General features: G+C 61.3%; 16 protein-coding genes. 1 reads left to right on the forward strand and 15 read right to left on the reverse strand.

Going from position 1 to position 16,714, the window contains the following annotated elements; all coding sequences use genetic code 11:
• Window positions 1–82: 82 nt before the first annotated feature.
• The 6 genes from odhB to sdhC form a co-directional block, all read right to left on the reverse strand.
• A complete protein-coding gene (odhB, locus tag CKW22_RS02130; protein ID WP_033699273.1) occupies window positions 83–1,297 on the reverse strand; it encodes a 2-oxoglutarate dehydrogenase complex dihydrolipoyllysine-residue succinyltransferase in 1,215 nt (404 codons plus the stop codon).
• 42 nt (window positions 1,298–1,339) lie between these two features.
• Window positions 1,340–4,171: a 2-oxoglutarate dehydrogenase E1 component gene (locus CKW22_RS02135; protein WP_095063691.1), complete on the reverse strand. Its 2,832-nt coding sequence runs from the start codon at window positions 4,169–4,171 to the stop codon at window positions 1,340–1,342.
• Window positions 4,172–4,416: 245 nt separating this feature from the next.
• Window positions 4,417–5,121 carry a succinate dehydrogenase iron-sulfur subunit gene (locus CKW22_RS02140; RefSeq protein ID WP_033699275.1) on the reverse strand — a complete coding sequence of 235 codons (705 nt, stop codon included), beginning with the start codon at window positions 5,119–5,121 and terminating at the stop codon, window positions 4,417–4,419.
• 11 nt (window positions 5,122–5,132) lie between these two features.
• The gene (gene sdhA, locus CKW22_RS02145) at window positions 5,133–6,905 is read right to left on the reverse strand and encodes a succinate dehydrogenase flavoprotein subunit (protein ID WP_027592875.1); all 1,773 of its coding nucleotides are present in this window, start codon (window positions 6,903–6,905) and stop codon (window positions 5,133–5,135) included.
• 3 nt (window positions 6,906–6,908) lie between these two features.
• Complete coding sequence (sdhD, locus tag CKW22_RS02150; RefSeq protein ID WP_027592876.1) at window positions 6,909–7,277, reverse strand: succinate dehydrogenase, hydrophobic membrane anchor protein; 369 nt, start codon at window positions 7,275–7,277, stop codon at window positions 6,909–6,911.
• Window positions 7,271–7,657, reverse strand: a complete 387-nt coding sequence (gene sdhC, locus CKW22_RS02155; RefSeq protein WP_077068487.1) for a succinate dehydrogenase, cytochrome b556 subunit — start codon at window positions 7,655–7,657, stop codon at window positions 7,271–7,273. The genes sdhD and sdhC overlap by 7 nt, the downstream gene beginning before the upstream one ends.
• A 351-nt stretch (window positions 7,658–8,008) precedes the next feature.
• On the opposite strand from sdhC, the gene gltA reads away from it, so the two are divergent.
• Window positions 8,009–9,298 carry a citrate synthase gene (gene gltA / locus CKW22_RS02160; RefSeq protein ID WP_019472041.1) on the forward strand — a complete coding sequence of 430 codons (1,290 nt, stop codon included), beginning with the start codon at window positions 8,009–8,011 and terminating at the stop codon, window positions 9,296–9,298.
• A 73-nt stretch (window positions 9,299–9,371) separates the two neighbouring features.
• Here gltA and CKW22_RS02165 read toward each other — a convergent pair whose 3' ends face one another.
• The 9 genes from CKW22_RS02165 to CKW22_RS02205 all read right to left on the reverse strand — a co-directional run bounded on the left by CKW22_RS02165 (window position 9,372) and on the right by CKW22_RS02205 (window position 16,450).
• The gene (locus CKW22_RS02165; RefSeq protein ID WP_047581282.1) at window positions 9,372–9,977 is read right to left on the reverse strand and encodes an START domain-containing protein; all 606 of its coding nucleotides are present in this window, start codon (window positions 9,975–9,977) and stop codon (window positions 9,372–9,374) included.
• Between the two features lie 33 nt (window positions 9,978–10,010).
• On the reverse strand, window positions 10,011–10,265 hold the full coding sequence (locus tag CKW22_RS02170; RefSeq protein ID WP_033699278.1) for a YkgJ family cysteine cluster protein: 255 nt from the start codon (window positions 10,263–10,265) through the stop codon (window positions 10,011–10,013).
• A 130-nt stretch (window positions 10,266–10,395) separates the two neighbouring features.
• A complete protein-coding gene (locus tag CKW22_RS02175) occupies window positions 10,396–10,878 on the reverse strand; it encodes a hypothetical protein (RefSeq protein WP_095063692.1) in 483 nt (160 codons plus the stop codon).
• 62 nt (window positions 10,879–10,940) lie between these two features.
• Window positions 10,941–12,383: a PLP-dependent aminotransferase family protein gene (locus CKW22_RS02180; protein ID WP_033699281.1), complete on the reverse strand. Its 1,443-nt coding sequence runs from the start codon at window positions 12,381–12,383 to the stop codon at window positions 10,941–10,943.
• Window positions 12,384–12,688: 305 nt separating this feature from the next.
• On the reverse strand, window positions 12,689–13,501 hold the full coding sequence (locus CKW22_RS02185; protein ID WP_033699283.1) for an OmpA family protein: 813 nt from the start codon (window positions 13,499–13,501) through the stop codon (window positions 12,689–12,691).
• Window positions 13,498–13,851 carry a DUF4398 domain-containing protein gene (locus tag CKW22_RS02190; protein ID WP_033699285.1) on the reverse strand — a complete coding sequence of 118 codons (354 nt, stop codon included), beginning with the start codon at window positions 13,849–13,851 and terminating at the stop codon, window positions 13,498–13,500. Before CKW22_RS02190 ends, CKW22_RS02185 begins: the two co-directional genes overlap by 4 nt.
• Window positions 13,852–13,860: 9 nt before the next feature.
• Window positions 13,861–14,682, reverse strand: coding sequence for an ABC transporter substrate-binding protein (locus CKW22_RS02195; protein WP_033699287.1), 822 nt, complete (start codon window positions 14,680–14,682; stop codon window positions 13,861–13,863).
• Window positions 14,683–14,770: 88 nt separating this feature from the next.
• A complete protein-coding gene (locus CKW22_RS02200) occupies window positions 14,771–15,700 on the reverse strand; it encodes an electron transfer flavoprotein subunit alpha/FixB family protein (protein WP_033699289.1) in 930 nt (309 codons plus the stop codon).
• Window positions 15,701–16,450, reverse strand: a complete 750-nt coding sequence (locus CKW22_RS02205; RefSeq protein ID WP_033699291.1) for an electron transfer flavoprotein subunit beta/FixA family protein — start codon at window positions 16,448–16,450, stop codon at window positions 15,701–15,703.
• Between the last annotated feature and the right edge of the window lie 264 nt (window positions 16,451–16,714).

Genomic DNA, 16,714 nt, shown 5'->3' on the forward strand with positions numbered 1-16,714 from the left:
TAGCTTCAAGCGGCACGCTGCAAGCCGCAAGACCAGCAGGCTTCGGCTTGAAGCGTGCGGCTTGCAGCTTACAGCTGCGCGATTAGATGTCCAGCAGCAGGCGAGACGGATCTTCCAGCAGGTTCTTGATGGTGACCAGGAAGGTTACCGCTTCCTTGCCGTCGATCAGGCGGTGATCGTACGACAGCGCCAGGTACATCATTGGGCGGATGACCACTTGGCCGTTGATGGCCATCGGGCGCTGGATGATGTTGTGCATGCCGAGAATGGCAGCCTGTGGCGGGTTGACGATCGGGGTCGACATCATCGAACCGAAGGTGCCACCGTTGGTGATGGTGAAGGTGCCGCCGGTCATCTCTTCGATCGACAGCTTGCCGTCACGGGCCTTCTTGCCAAAGGTGGCGATGCCGTTCTCGATTTCAGCCAGGCTCATCGACTCGGCGTTACGCAGTACTGGAACCACCAGGCCACGGTCGCTGGAGACGGCAACGCCGACGTCGGCGAAGCCGTGGTAGACGATGTCGTTGCCGTCGATCGAGGCGTTGACAGCCGGGAAGCGCTTCAGGGCTTCGGTGGCGGCCTTGACGAAGAACGACATGAAGCCCAGGCGTACGCCGTTGTGGGTCTTCTCGAACAGGTCCTTGTACTTCGAACGCAGGGCCATGACTTCGGTCATGTCGACTTCATTGAAGGTGGTCAGCATCGCCATGTTGGACTGGGCTTCGACCAGACGCTCGGCGATCTTGGCACGCAGACGGGTCATCGGCACGCGCTTCTCGGTGCGATCACCAGCGGCGGTCACAACCGGGGCAGCAGCGGCAGGCTTGGCAGCCGGTGCTGCGGCAGGGGCCGACTTCTTGTTGGCGACTGCAGCAACCACGTCTTCCTTGGTAACGCGACCGCCTTTGCCGGTGCCAGCAACGGTAGCCAGGTCGATACCGTTTTCTTCGGCCAGCTTGCGCGCGGCAGGCGCGGCAACCGGGTCGTCTTCGCCAGCATCGGCGGCAGCGGCAGCCGGGGCAGCAGCGGCTGGGGCAGCGGCAGGCGCGGCAGCAGCGCCACCTTCAACGATCGAACCCAGCACTTCGTCGGACAGGACGGTGTCGCCCTCGCCCTTGACGATGTCACCCATCACGCCATCGGCGGTGGCCAGGACTTCCAGGACGACTTTGTCGGTCTCGATGTCGACGATCAGCTCGTCACGTTTGACGGCTTCGCCCGGCTTCTTGTGCCAGGTGGCAACGGTGCCATCGGCAACCGATTCCGGGAAGGTTGGGGCTTTGATCTCGATAGCCATTATCTGTGTTTCCTTAAATTCGGTTTCAGGTGCGCGAAGGCGTTAGACAGTGAAGGCGTCTTGCAGCAGTTTTTCCTGCTGTTCGGCGTGCTTCGAAGCGTAACCACAGGCTGGCGCGGCAGAAGCTTCGCGGCCGGCGTATTCCAGGACCAGTGCCTTGTTGTGGCGGCCCAGGATACGGCGCATGTGGTGCTGGCTGCTGTACCAGGCGCCCTGGTTCATCGGTTCTTCCTGACACCAGACGGCATGCTTGAGGTTGGTGTATGGCGCCAGGATTTCGACCAGGTCGTCTTCCGGGAACGGATACAACTGCTCGATACGCACGATCGCGATGTCTTCACGGCCTTCGGCACGGCGTTTTTCCAGCAGGTCGTAGTAGACCTTGCCGCTGCACAGGACCAGGCGTTCGACCTTGGCCGGATCGAGGTTGTCGATTTCCGGGATCACGGTCTGGAACGAACCTTCTGCCAGGTCTTCCAGGGTCGAGATGGCCAGCTTGTGGCGCAGCAGCGACTTCGGCGTCAGGACGATCAGCGGCTTGCGCAGCGGACGGATGACCTGGCGACGCAGCAGGTGGTAGATCTGTGCCGGGGTAGTCGGTACGCACACCTGGATGTTGTGCTCGGCGCACAGCTGCAGGTAACGCTCCAGACGCGCGGACGAGTGCTCCGGCCCCTGCCCTTCGTAGCCGTGTGGCAGCAGCATGGTCAGACCGCACAGGCGGCCCCACTTGTGCTCACCGCTGGTGATGAACTGGTCGATCACCACTTGCGCACCGTTGGCGAAGTCGCCGAACTGGGCTTCCCAGATCACCAGCGCGTTCGGCGTGGTGGTCGAGTAGCCGTATTCGAAGGCCAATACCGCTTCTTCCGAAAGGAAGGAGTCGTACAGGTCGAAGCGCGGCTGGCCCGGGAACAGGTTCTGCAGCGGTACGTAGGTGCTGGCGTCCTTCTGGTTGTGCAACACCGCGTGGCGGTGCGAGAAGGTGCCGCGGCCGATGTCCTGGCCGGTCATGCGGATCGGGTGACCTTCGAATTGCAGGGTGGCGTAAGCCATGGTCTCTGCGTAACCCCAGTTGATCGGCAAGCCACCGGCCTGCATCTTCTGGCGATCTTCGTAGATCTTCGACACCTGACGCTGGACGACGAAGCCTTCCGGCAGCTCGAGCAGCTTGGCCGACAGGTCCTGCAGGGTCTTGAGGTCGAAACGGGTGTCGTGACGCGCGGTCCAGGCGTGGCCCAGGTACGGACGCCAGTCGACGAACAGCTCGCGGTTCGGCTCCTTGACCAGGCTCTTGACCACGTGCAGGCCGTTGTCCAGGGCGTTGCGGTACTCGTCGATCTTGGCCTGAGCACGCTCGGCGTCGATGCGACCGGCCTGGATCAGTGCCTCGGCATACAGCTCACGGGTGGTGCGCTGTTTGCTGATCTGCTGATACATCAGCGGCTGGGTACCGTTCGGCTCGTCGGCCTCGTTGTGGCCGCGACGGCGGTAGCAGACCAGGTCGACGACCACGTCACGCTTGAACTGCATGCGGTAATCAATGGCCAGCTGGGTCACGAACAGCACGGCTTCCGGGTCATCCCCGTTGACGTGCAGGATCGGCGCCTGAATCATCTTGGCAACGTCGGTGGCGTACTCGGTGGAGCGCGCATCCAACGGGTTGCTGATGGTGAAACCGACCTGGTTGTTGATCACGATGTGCACGGTACCGCCGGTCTTGAAACCGCGGGTCTGCGACATCTGGAAGGTTTCCAGGACCACGCCCTGGCCGGCGAATGCCGCATCACCGTGAATCGAGATCGGCAGTACCTTGTCGCCAACGGTGTCGTTGCGACGGTCCTGACGGGCGCGCACCGAACCCTCGACCACTGGCGAGACGATTTCCAGGTGGGACGGGTTGAACGCCATGGCCAGGTGAACTTCGCCACCGGTGGTCATCACGTTCGAAGAGAAGCCCTGGTGATACTTGACGTCACCGGAGCCCAGCTCGTTCATCTTCTTGCCTTCGAACTCGTCGAACAGCTCGCGCGGGTTCTTGCCGAAGGTGTTGACCAGCACGTTCAGACGGCCACGGTGGGCCATGCCGATCACGACTTCCTTGGTGCCGTAGGAGCCGGAGCGCTGGATCATCTCGTCCAGCATCGGGATCAGGCTTTCGCCACCCTCCAGGCCGAAACGCTTGGTGCCCGGATACTTGGTGCCCAGGTACTTCTCAAGCCCTTCACCGGCGGTCACGCGCTCGAGCAGGTGGGCCTGCACGTCAGCGGAAAACTCCGGACGGCCGCGCACGCTTTCGAGACGCTGCTGGAACCAGCTGCGCTGCTCGGAATCGACGATATGGGTGAACTCGGCGCCAATGGTGCGACAATATGTCTTCTGGAGCGCCTCGAAGATCTCGCGTAGGCTCGCTTCCTCTTTGCCGATGAACAGGTCGCCGGCACGGAAGGTCGTATCAAGATCGGCATTGGTCAAGCCGTAGTGATTGATCGACAGGTCTACGGGCGCAGGGCGCTGCCACAACCCCAACGGGTCGAGCTTGGCAGCCTGATGACCGCGCATACGATAGGCCTGGATCAGTCGCAGAACTTCAACCTGCTTCTTCTCGTGTTCACTGCTCACGCTCCCGGCGGATACCGGTTGGGCGCGGCGCTGGTTCTTTGCCAGCAGTACGAAATGGTCGCGGATTGTAGAGTGCGATACATCGGTAGCGGTGCTGCCGTCGGCTGGCAACTTCTGGAAGTAAGTGCGCCACTCTTCTGGCACAGCGTTAGGGTCGTGCAGGTAGAGTTCGTAGAGCTCTTCCACATATGCAGCGTTACCACCTGAAAGGTGGGCGCTTTCCCACATGCGCTGCATCACGCTTTCTTGCATGCTTGGTCACCCTCGGTTAGGGGACGATCGGCGAGAGCCACAGCAAACCTGGAAAAGTCCGAACACAGCGACTGAACCACGCCACTTGGATCCTGCTGATTTTCCGGGTACCAGCCCGGAAAGCCCCTGCTGGTCTCATATCTTCATAGGTAATGAGCGCGGGCTTTGTGGGCCCTTGCTCGAGTTTTACCTCAGTGCGGGCTCACCACCCGCACCTCGGCTTACTGCAGGTACAACTCGATGAATCAGGTGCCGCTTTGCAGCAGCATGTTACGTACGTGACCGATTGCCTTGGTCGGGTTCAGACCTTTCGGGCAAACGTTTACGCAGTTCATGATCCCGCGGCAGCGGAATACGCTGAACGGGTCATCCAGGGACGCCAGGCGCTCCTGAGTCTTGGTGTCACGGCTGTCGGCCAGGAAGCGATAGGCCTGCAGCAAAGCAGCGGGGCCCAGGAACTTGTCCGGGTTCCACCAGAACGATGGGCAGGAAGTCGAGCAGCAAGCGCACAGAATGCACTCGTACAGACCGTCCAGCTTGTCACGCTCTTCTGGCGACTGCAGACGCTCGATAGCCGGAGGCGGCGTATCGTTCTGCAGGAATGGCTTCACCTTCTCGTACTGCTTGTAGAAGATGCTCATGTCGACGACCAGGTCACGAATGACCGGCAGGCCCGGCAGCGGGCGCAGCACCAGCTTGTTGCCCTTGACCACGCCCGACAGCGGGGTGATGCAGGCCAGGCCATTCTTGCCGTTCATGTTCATGCCATCGGAACCGCACACGCCTTCACGGCACGAGCGACGGTACGAGAAACCCTCGTCCTTTTCCTTGATCAGTGCCAGCACGTCCAGAACCATCAGGTCCTTGCCGCCGGTATCGACGTCGAACGACTCCATCTTGGGCGCCGAGTCGGTGTCGGGGTTGTAACGGTAAACTTCGACTTTCAACATAGCAGCCACCCTTAGTAAGTCCGGATTTTTGGCTCGAAGGCCGGTACGGTCTTCGGCGCAAAGTTGACGCCACGCTTGGCAACGCGCTTCTCACCCGGGTAGTACAGGGTGTGGCACAGCCAGTTCTCGTCGTCACGGTCTTCGAAGTCTTCACGGGCGTGAGCGCCGCGCGACTCTTTACGGGCTTCGGCCGCAATGGCGGTAGCTTCGGCAACTTCCAGCAGGTTCTGCAGCTCCAGCGCTTCGATACGCGCGGTGTTGAAGGCCTGGGACTTGTCGTTGATCTTCACGTTGGCGATGCGGTCACGCAGGCCCGCCAGCTGCTCGATACCCTTCTGCATGTATTCGCCAGTACGGAATACACCGAAGTAGTTCTGCATGCAGCTTTGCAGCTCGCGCTTGAGGCTTGCCACGTCTTCGCCAGTGGTGCGCTCGTTGAGCTTGTTCAGGCGGTTCAGGGCAACGTCGACATCGGTATCGCTGGCATCGCGGTACTCGACGCCTTCGGTCAGCGCCTTCTCCAGGTGCAGGCCGGCAGCACGGCCAAACACTACCAGGTCGAGCAGCGAGTTGCCGCCCAGGCGGTTGGCACCGTGGACCGATACGCACGCCACTTCACCTACGGCGAACAGGCCCGGGATGATGTGGTCCTTGCCTTCGGCGTCCATGGTGATGGCCTGGCCATGAATGTTGGTGGCAACACCACCCATCATGTAGTGGCAGGTCGGTACGACCGGCACCGGCGCGACAACCGGGTCGACGTGGGCGAAGGTCTTGGACAGTTCGCAGATACCTGGCAGACGGCTGTGCAGCACTTCCTCGCCCAGGTGGTCCAGCTTCAGCAGTACGTGGTCCTTGTTCGGGCCCACGCCGTTGCCGGCGATGATCTCTTTGACCATGGAACGGGCAACCACGTCGCGGCCGGCCAGGTCTTTCGCGTTCGGCGCGTAACGCTCCATGAAGCGCTCGCCGTGGGCGTTGATCAGGTAGCCACCTTCACCGCGGCAACCCTCGGTGACCAGTACACCGGCGCCGGCGATGCCGGTTGGGTGGAACTGCCACATTTCGATGTCCTGCACCGGCACGCCGGCACGCAGGGCCATGCCGACACCGTCACCGGTGTTGATCAGGGCGTTGGTGGTCGAGGCGTAGATACGGCCCGCACCGCCAGTAGCCAGAACGGTGGCCTTGGACTTGATGTACAGGGTTTCGCCGGTTTCGATGCAGATCGCGATCACACCGACGAACGCGCCGTCCTGGTTCTTCACCAGGTCAACCGCGTAGTACTCGTTCAGGAAGGTGGTGCCCGCTTTCAGGTTGCCCTGATAGAGGGTGTGCAGCAGTGCGTGACCGGTACGGTCGGACGCTGCACAGGTACGAGCAGCCTGGCCGCCTTTGCCGAAGTCCTTGGACTGGCCACCGAACGGACGCTGGTAGATACGGCCGGTTTCGGTGCGCGAGAACGGCAGGCCCATGTGGTCCAGCTCGAAGACCGCAGCCGGGCCTTCCTGACACATGTATTCGATAGCGTCCTGGTCACCGATGTAGTCGGAACCTTTGACGGTATCGTACATGTGCCAGCGCCAGTCGTCGTTCGGGTCGGCCGAAGCGATGGCGCAGGTGATGCCGCCCTGGGCGGATACAGTGTGCGAACGGGTCGGGAAGACCTTGGTGACCACGGCAGTCTTGTGACCGCCCTGTGCCAGCTGCAGCGCTGCGCGCATGCCGGCGCCGCCGCCACCAATGATGATGGCGTCGAAGGAAATAGTAGGAATGCTAGCCATGGATCAGATACCCCAGAGAATCTGCACACCCCAGACGAAGTAAGCGAACATCGCAACGCCGCATACCGCCTGGAACAGGAAACGAATCGCAGTTGCCGACTTGCCGAACGCCATCGGCGTCAGGTAGTCGGTGGCAATGGTCCACATGCCGACCCAGGCGTGAGCGCCCAGGGCAACGAGGGCCAGCAGACTGAAGATCCGCATCGCGTTGTTGGAGAACAGACCGTGCCACTGGGCATAGTCGATACCTGGGTGGGCTACGACGTAACCGATCAGGAAGAGGAAGTAAGCCGCGAGAACGACCGCAGAGACGCGCTGTGCCATCCAGTCATAGAGGCCCGAACGCGACAGGTTCGTGACATTGGTTACCATACCCAAACTCCCACCAGAACGATCACCACCACGGAGATGACAATCACGATTTTCGAGCCCAGCTTGCCGCCTTCCAGCGTCTCACCGATGCCCATGTCCATGATCAGGTGGCGTACACCTGCCACCAGGTGATACAGCAGGGCGGACAGCAGGGCCCAGGTCACCAGTTTGGCCAGCGGACTGGTCAGACACGCCTTCACCTCACCGAAGCCTTCCTCGGAACCCAGGGACTTGCCCAATGCATAAAGCATGATGGCCAGGCCGAGGAACAGGATGACGCCGGAGATACGGTGCAGAATGGACGTGTACGCGGTGATCGGGAGCTTGATGGTCCTTAGGTCTAGGTTTACAGGTCGTTGGCTTTTCACGGCTTTTTTCACACTGAAGAGCCCCTAGCGAACAGGGCAAAGTTGTTGGTAAGTGTACTGGTCAGGTACCCACCACCCAGGGAACGGCGACCCCCAGCAGTTCGGGCTTGCAAGCCCCTGGCGGTCGGGTGCCGAGTATAGACAGTTAGGCTGCTTATGACAACGTGATGGGGTAGCCCAAATAGCGCATTGCCTTTAGCCAGCAAAAGGCGTAAATGGGCGACAATTTCGAGAAAAATCAGGCCTCGAAGCCCGTTTCAACCAGCCTTTAGGCAAATTGACATCTGAATTTATCCCTCTATAGTGGTGCGGGCCCTGCGTGGGGGGTCTGTCTGATGATTTCAAGCATTAATAGGAGGCCACATGGCTGACAAAAAAGCGCAGTTGGTCATCGAGGGCGCTGCCCCCGTCGAGCTGCCCATTTTAACCGGCACCGTTGGTCCTGATGTAATCGACGTCCGCGGGTTGGGGGCCACAGGTCACTTCACCTTCGACCCTGGTTTCATGGCGACCGCCTCGTGCGAGTCGAAGATCACCTACATCGACGGCGACAAGGGTATTCTGCTGCACCGCGGCTACCCGATCGAACAGCTCGCCGAGCAGTCGGACTACCTCGAAACCTGCTACCTGCTGCTCAACGGCGAATTGCCGAATGCCGAGCAGAAGGCTCAGTTCGTCAGCACCGTGAAGAACCACACCATGGTTCACGAGCAGCTGAAGTCCTTCTTCAACGGTTTCCGCCGCGACGCTCACCCGATGGCGGTGATGTGCGGCGTGGTCGGCGCCCTGTCGGCGTTCTACCACGACTCCCTGGACATCAATAACCCGCAACACCGCGAAATCTCCGCGGTGCGCCTGGTCGCCAAAATGCCGACCCTGGCCGCGATGGTTTACAAGTACTCCATGGGCCAGCCGATGATGTACCCGCGCAACGACCTGTCGTACGCGGAAAACTTCCTGCACATGATGTTCAACACCCCGTGCGAGATCAAACCGATCAGCCCGGTGCTGGCCAAGGCAATGGACCGGATCTTCATCCTCCACGCCGACCACGAGCAGAACGCCTCCACCTCCACCGTGCGCCTGGCCGGCTCGTCGGGCGCCAACCCGTTCGCCTGTATCGCCGCCGGTATCGCTGCACTGTGGGGCCCTGCCCACGGCGGTGCGAACGAAGCCGTACTGACCATGCTCGATGAAATCGGCGATGTCTCGAACATCGACACCTTCATCGCCAAGGCCAAGGACAAGAACGACCCGTTCAAGCTCATGGGCTTCGGTCACCGCGTGTACAAGAACCGCGACCCGCGCGCCACCGTGATGAAGCAGACCTGCGACGAAGTCCTGCGCGAGCTGGGCATCAAGAACGACCCGCAGCTGGAACTGGCCATGCGCCTGGAAGAGATCGCCCTGACCGATCCGTACTTCATCGAGCGCTCGCTGTACCCGAACGTCGACTTCTACTCGGGGATCATCCTCAAGGCGATCGGCATTCCGACCAGCATGTTCACCGTGATCTTCGCCCTGGCACGTACTGTAGGCTGGATCTCGCACTGGAAAGAAATGCTCTCCAGCCCGTACAAGATTGGCCGCCCGCGCCAGCTGTACACCGGCGAGCAGAAGCGCGACATCGCTGCACTGAAAGACCGCAAGTAAGCTCATCGAGCCGAACGCAAAAAGGCTGCCCTCGGGCAGCCTTTTTTATTGCCTCGCAGGCAACCCGACTCATTCAGTTTTTCTCAGCCCGCTCACGCAACTCTTTCAGGGTATTGAACGGCGCATCGACCACGAATTTGTTGGCCACCATCGCCGGCACACTGCCACCCGGCTCGGTGTGCACCTGATAGGTCACTTCCGTGCTGCCCCCCTTGGGTACCAACTTCCAGAAGCCCTCGACCTTCGCCACTCGCACAAAGCCCTTCTCTTCCGGGATATAGGTCGGCTCTTCCTTCAGGCTGCGCGTCAGGCTGCCATCCGCACCCTTGACCGTGGTGACATGCAGCACCGAATCGCGCGGCGTCACCGGCCAGGGCGTATTGAACTGGGTGTAGGTCCAGCTCTGGTCGCCTTCGTGCTTGAGCAGCTTCTGCGACTTGCACTCGTGAATCCAGGCACAAGCCCCGACCACGTCTTCTTGCAGCGCCTGGACCTTGGCCAGTGGCGCCTTGATCACAGTGACACCGCGATAGGCCTTGTACTTGGAGCCCGCCACTTCACTGAGGGAGACCTTGATGCCCTCCTCGTCCTTGGCCACCTGCCAGTTCTCGGCCCAGGCGGCGGGCGCCAGCAACACACCCATGCCACACAGCAGTGCAATACGCTTGAACGATCTCATCATCTTTATCCTTGTTGTCGAAGATCCAGCCTGTCACGCCGCCGTCATCTGCTCCCACCAGCCGAGAATCCTGATTGCCTCATCGCGATCACTGCCGCACACCTCGACATCCGCCTTGAAACCGCCGCACACCGCCGGGCGTTCGGGCTTGCCGAACAGGTCGCAGAGGTTGTCGACAGTCAGGTGCAGGCAGCGCTCACCGGCCGGCTTGCCATGCGGCATGCGCGGCATGGCAGAGCTGATGGACGGGGCGATGCAGCAGGCACCACACCCCTCACGGCAATTCATGGCTATTCATCAAAATCAGGTCTCTGTGGAGCAAAATGGGACGAACGTCCCCGGATAGTAACCGCTCAAACGTGCGTTTGAAATTGCTGGCCCGATGAAATCTGCCGTGACCCGGCAGTCAGTTCACTGGCTACTGGCGGTACTCGAATTCGATCGCTGCCCCTTCAACATCGCGGCGGCTTTCATTGCGCAACTGCAGCTGCATTTCATTGCTGATCAATCGGCCATTGAGCTGGAACGGGCTTTCATCGCCCTGGGGTTTTTCGGTAAACATTGCGGGCAGCAAAGGTTTGCGCCGTGTGGCCGAACTGCCGACATTCGGCTCAAGGTCATTGACCATTTCGACAGGCAGGCTCAGGTCGAGCTTGGGCTGGGGCAGCGGCTTGGCCACCGCCTTGCTGACCGGCTTGCGCGCAGACTTTGGCTTTGGCTTTGGCTTGGGCTTGGCCTTGCTGACAGCCTGCTTCGACACAGGCTTGGCAGGGGCCTTCTGCGCAGGCTTGGCCTGGCGAGCCTGTGCCTCGGCGGCAGGCTGAGCAGCCTGCGCCACTGCGCCAAAGTGGCAGAGCGGCACGAGGCAAAAACTAAGGGCGATACAGCGCAACAGTTTCATGGACATCGACAGTCAGGCTGGAAAAATGCATATGCTCCCTGTTCCGCCTGCGCCTGGCAAGCCTACAAAAGTGAACCCGTAGGCTCTCTGCACAATTGCTGAGCCAAAAGGCCAAGGGTGATCACCGCCCGCTCGGCCTCTTTATTCCACGGAATCCCGCAGTTAAGCCGGATGCAGTGGTTGAACTGCTCAGTGTTACTGAAGATCAACCCGGGCGCGATACTGATACCCTGCTCCAGCGCCCGCACATGCAAGTCCTGGGTATTGACCCGCCCCGGCAGGCTCACCCAAAGGATGAAGCCACCGGTAGGCCGGGTCATCTGGGTGCCTTCAGGGAAGTGCTGTTGCACCGCCAACTGGTAGGCACTGAGGTTCTTGCGGTACTCCTGGCGGATGTAGCGCAGATGGCGGTCATAGCCGCCGTTCTCCAGATAGGCGGCCACCCCCATCTGCGTCACGCTGCACGCCGAATGGGTGGTGAACGTCTGCAGCCGCTGGATTTCATCCTGGTAGCGCCCCGCCACCATCCAGCCGACCCGCACACCCGGTGACAACGTCTTGGAAAAACTCGAGCAGTAGATCACCCGGTCGAGCCGATCGAATGCCTTGAGCGCCTTGGTCTTGCCCTGCTCGAACATCAGCTCGCCATAGATGTCGTCTTCGACGATCTGGATATCGAAGTCCGAGGCCAGGCGTAGCAACTGCTTCTGGCGTTCTTCAGGGATGGTGCCACCCAACGGGTTGCTCAGGCGCGAGGTCAGTACCAGCGCCTTGATCGACCACTGGTTGGCGGCCAACTGCAAGGCCTCGAGGCTGATGCCCGTAGACGGGTCGCTGGGGATCTCGATCACCTTCAGGCCAAGCAAATCGGCCAACTGCAGCAGGCCGTAGTAGGTCGGGGACTCGGCGGCGATCAGGTCGCCTGGACGAGTCAGCACCCGCAGCGACATCTGCAGCGCATCGACACAGCCATGGGTCACGATGACTTCACGCGGGTCTACCAACACGCCGGCATCGCGCATGCGAATGGCAATCTGCCGGCGCAACGGCTCAAAGCCCGGGCTGAACATGTAACTGAACGCGCGCGGGCTGTGAAAGCGAGTCACCTTGGCAATCTGCTGATGCAGGGCGCGCACCGGCAGGTAGTCCACATGGGGCACCGCTGCGCCGAACGGAAACACGCCATCGCGGCGCGCCTCGGTCAATACCTGCTGGATGATACTTGCCCGGGTCACTAGGCCCGGGCGCTCCACCCGGGCGATATCCGGCGTTTGCGCAGTGAGGGCCGGGGTCTGGTGAACGTAATAACCCGACTGCGGGCGCGCGCGGATCAGCCCCTGGTCTTCGAGATTGGCATAGGCCTGCAGCACCGTGGCGTGGCTGACATTGAGCTGGGCGCTCATCTTGCGCACCGACGGCACGCGCTCGCCTGGCTGGTAGACACCGCGACGGATGTCATCGGCCAGTTGCTGGGCGATACGCTGATATAGCAGCAGGTTGGTCATGGCGATATCTCGACGCGCGGACGGGCTCGTTATTCTTGTGCGACACACTGACGGCAGAGAATACCGTAACAGTTGCGAAGTGTACGGGGACAGATTGCAGAATAGCCAACAATACAGTTGCGTGACAGCACCCGGCCAATTCCCCAGGATTGCGCGCTTGGTTGTAGGAGCGGCCTTGCGTCGCGAAAGGGCCGCAGCGCGGCCCCAGCGCTTTATGTGGCACCGCAAAATCCGGAGCCTGCTTCGCCCCCCCCTTTTCGCGACGCAAGGCCGCGCCTACAACTGTTCGTCGATCGTTGAAGGGATCAACGCGCCGGCGCGAGCTTGCCCTTGTCATCAGAGAAGACGATCTCGACCCGGCGATTCTGCGCCCTGCCCCGCTCCGACGCGTTGGCCTCGATCGGGTACTGGTCACCGTAGCCTTCAACCTGCAGACGCTTCTCGTCGATACCCAGGTCCGCCAGCATGTCGGCCACTGCCTGCGCGCGATCACGCGAAAGCTTCAGGTTGTCTTCCGGCGCACCGGTGCTGTCGGTATACCCCTCGATTCGCACCACCCGGCGCGGATTGAGTTGAAGGAACTGCACCAGCTTGAGCACGGTGCGGCTGGCCGAGTTTTTCAGGTCGGCACGCCCGGTGTCGAACAGCACGTCACCCAGGGTCATCACCAGGCCACGGTCCGTCTGCTCCGAAGCCAGCGCGGCAATCTGCGATTCGACCCACTTGCCTTGCTGCTGGACGCTGGCCAGCTTCGCCTCACGCAGCGCCAGTTGCAGACGCTGACGCTCAAGGTCGAGCTTGGCCAGGCGCTCCTGGTTCAGCGCGAGCTTGGCGTGCTCGCTGGCGATTTCGCTGTAGCGCTGACTCAGGTAGGCGTAATGGCGTACATCGGTGCCGGTGCCGATATAACTGGAAAGGCGCTCGGCCCGCGCCAGTGATTCACCTGCGCGGATCACGTCGCGTGGTGCGCTGCGCAGCACGTCGGAATCGTCCTTGACCTTCTGGAAGGTTGCACTGGCCTCATCCAGTGCCGCCTCGCTGCGCTGGCTGGCGCAACCCTGCAAGCCTGCGGTCAACGCCAGCAACACCAGCGCGGCCATGGGTGTAGAACGCATCATGGCTGCACCTCCAGCTGTTTGCGCAGGCGCTTGACCCGCGACTGCAGCAGTTGCAGCTGCTCTTCACTCTTCTGGTTCAACACCTGCGCCTCGGCAAGGCGCGCATCCAGCTCAGCCTGCTCGGCACGCATGCGCGCATCGCGAAAGTCTTCGGTGAGCATGTTGGTCTTGGCCCGGGCAAGCTTGTCTTCGGCCAGCTTCAGCGCTTCGACCTGGTCGGTGGCGCCGACAGCCTTGGCCTGTTCCAGCGCCTGCTCGGAAATGCGCAGTTGCTCGTTCGGCGCCGGGTCGTTGGCGCAACCCGCCAGGCCGAGCACGGCCAGAGCAAGGATCAGTGGTTGGATTCTCACGCAATCTTCCTAGTGTTTGGGGGCGTCCAGCGGCACCTGCATCTGCGCCTTCCAGCGCTCGACATTACGTTGCAGCACAGCCTCGGACGCACCGGAGATCGGCAATTCTGTCAGTTTTTTCGCCAATTGCCCACGCAGCCAGCTGTCATTGCATGCCGAGTTGTGTGACACGGCCAGGTACAACCCAGGGCGATCTACCGGCAGGCCGCGGGCAATCAGGTCGTTGCTCATGCCCAGGCTCTGGATCATGGCCATGCCGGAGTAGCGCCCGGCAAGCACATAGTCCACCTGCCCCAGCACTAGCTTCTGGAACGCCTGGGTCAGGTTCTGCGCCGGCTGCAACTTCAGGTGCGCTTTGGCAAAGGCTTCAAAGGCGGGGGTCAGACGTGCACGCTCGGACAAGCTGCCCTGGTAGTTGGCCAGATCCGCCGGGCCATTGAAGGCCAGCTCAGCGTCATGACGGGTCCAGACCAGGTATTCGTTCAACTGCAAAGGTGGGTGGATATAGTCCAGCGCCGTCAGTTGCCCGACCTGCAGCGGGGTATCGAGCAGCAGGTCCATACGCCCGCTGCGAACCTCCTCAAGGGCCTGGTCGCGCCGACCGGCACTCAGCACGTCCACCTTGACCCCCAGCTCGCTGGCCACCTGCTGCAACAGCTCGACATTGGCGCCAATCAGGTGCTTTGGGTCCTTCGGGTCCTGCCAGGAGTAGGGAGGCGCATCAGGGCTGCCGGTCGCCACCAGGCGCTCGCACTTGCCTGCTGCCATTGTCGCCGACGACAGCAACGCCGCCATGCACGCCAGCACCCCGCCTGCTTTGCCAAACCTCATGCTCACTCCTGGCTGTGACACTGAAATCCATAAAAAAACCCGGCCCTCAGTACGAGGGCCGGGCTTCTTTATAAGTGAAGCAGGCGGATCAGACCAGCTTTTCCAGCTCCGGAACCGCTTCGAACAGGTCAGCGACCAGGCCGTAATCGGCAACCTGGAAGATCGGCGCTTCTTCGTCCTTGTTGATCGCAACGATCACTTTGGAGTCTTTCATGCCCGCCAGGTGCTGGATCGCGCCGGAGATACCGACGGCGATGTACAGCTGCGGTGCGACGATCTTGCCGGTCTGGCCGACCTGCATGTCGTTGGGCACAAAACCTGCGTCGACCGCAGCGCGCGAGGCGCCCACAGCAGCGCCGAGCTTGTCGGCGAGGCTGTACAGGTGCTTGAAGTTGTCGCCGTTGCCCATGCCACGGCCGCCGGAAACGACGATCTTGGCTGCAGTCAGCTCTGGGCGGTCGGACTTGGCCAGCTCTTCACCCACGAAGGACGACTTGCCAGCGTCATGGGCGGCAGCGACGGTTTCAACCGAGGCAGAACCGCCTTCGGCCGCGACTGCGTCGAAACCGGTGGTACGCACGGTGATGACCTTGACCGCAGCGCTGGATTGCACAGTGGCAATGGCGTTACCGGCGTAGATCGGGCGCTTGAAGGTGTCGGCCGATTCGACCGCGATGATCTCGGAGATCTGGTCGACGTCCAGCAGTGCGGCAACGCGCGGCAGGATGTTCTTGCCGTTGGTGGTGGCCGGGGCCAGCACGTGGCTATAGCCCTTGGCCAGCTCGACGATCAGCGGCGCTGCGTTTTCAGGCAGCAGATGGGCATAGGCGGCGTTGTCAGCAACCAGCACCTTGGCAACACCGGCGATCTTGGCAGCGGCTTCGGCGACACCACCGACGTTCTGGCCTGCGACCAGCACGTGCACATCACCACCGATTTTGGCGGCAGCGGCGACAGTGTTCAGGGTGGCCGGGGCCACGGCGCCGTTTTCGTATTCAGCGATAACCAGGATAGTCATTTAGATTACCTTCGCCTCGTTCTTCAGTTTCTCGACCAGTTCTGCCACCGACTTGACCTTGATACCCGCGCTGCGTGCAGCAGGCGCTTCGACCTTGAGGGTCTTGTTGGTGGAGGCCAGGGAAACGCCCAGCGCGTCTGGCGTGACGGTTTCCAGCGGCTTTTTCTTGGCCTTCATGATGTTCGGCAGCGACGCGTAGCGCGGCTCGTTCAGGCGCAGGTCGGTGGTGACGATCGCTGGCAGGTTCAGCGATACGGTCTGCAGGCCGCCATCGATTTCACGGGTGACGTTCAGCTTGTCGCCAGCGACTTCCACCTTGGAGGCGAAGGTACCCTGGGCGTAACCGGTCAGCGCGGCCAGCATCTGGCCGGTCTGGTTGTTGTCGCTGTCGATGGCCTGCTTGCCGAGGATGACCAGCTGTGGCTGCTCTTTGTCGACGATAGCCTTGAGCGCCTTGGCCACGGCCAGGGAGTTCAGTTCGTCAGCGGCTTCTACCAGGATGGCGCGATCGGCACCCAGGGCCAGGGCGGTACGCAGTTGCTCCTGGGCAGTGGTCGGGCCGACGGAAACCACGACGATCTCGGTCGCAATACCCTTTTCTTTCAGGCGTACGGCTTCCTCAACGGCGATTTCGCAGAAAGGGTTCATGGACATCTTGACGTTTGCAAGGTCGACGCCGGAGTTGTCCGCTTTGACGCGAACCTTGACGTTGTAGTCGACCACTCGTTTGACAGCTACAAGAACCTTCATGGATTCCTCGTTACTCTCCGGTGAATAGAAAGTCGCCTGGGGACATGCCCGGCGATGCGCGTGGGTACAAGGGCACCTCTAAAAACGTACCGGGTAGAGCAAACTTCAAGGTGACCGAGCAGTCTTGTCATGACGCTTGCGGCAAATACCCGCGGGTCATTTTCTGTGGTGGCGTGTAAACTCCACTACAAACCGTGAATTGGCCGCAAAGCCTTACTCCACACCTGGTTTTTAGAGGTGTACCTGCGCCCGGCGACAAGCCTA

This window comes from Pseudomonas sp. Irchel s3f19 (assembly GCF_900187555.1).
Taxonomy (GTDB): Bacteria; Pseudomonadota; Gammaproteobacteria; order Pseudomonadales; family Pseudomonadaceae; genus Aquipseudomonas; species Aquipseudomonas capeferrum.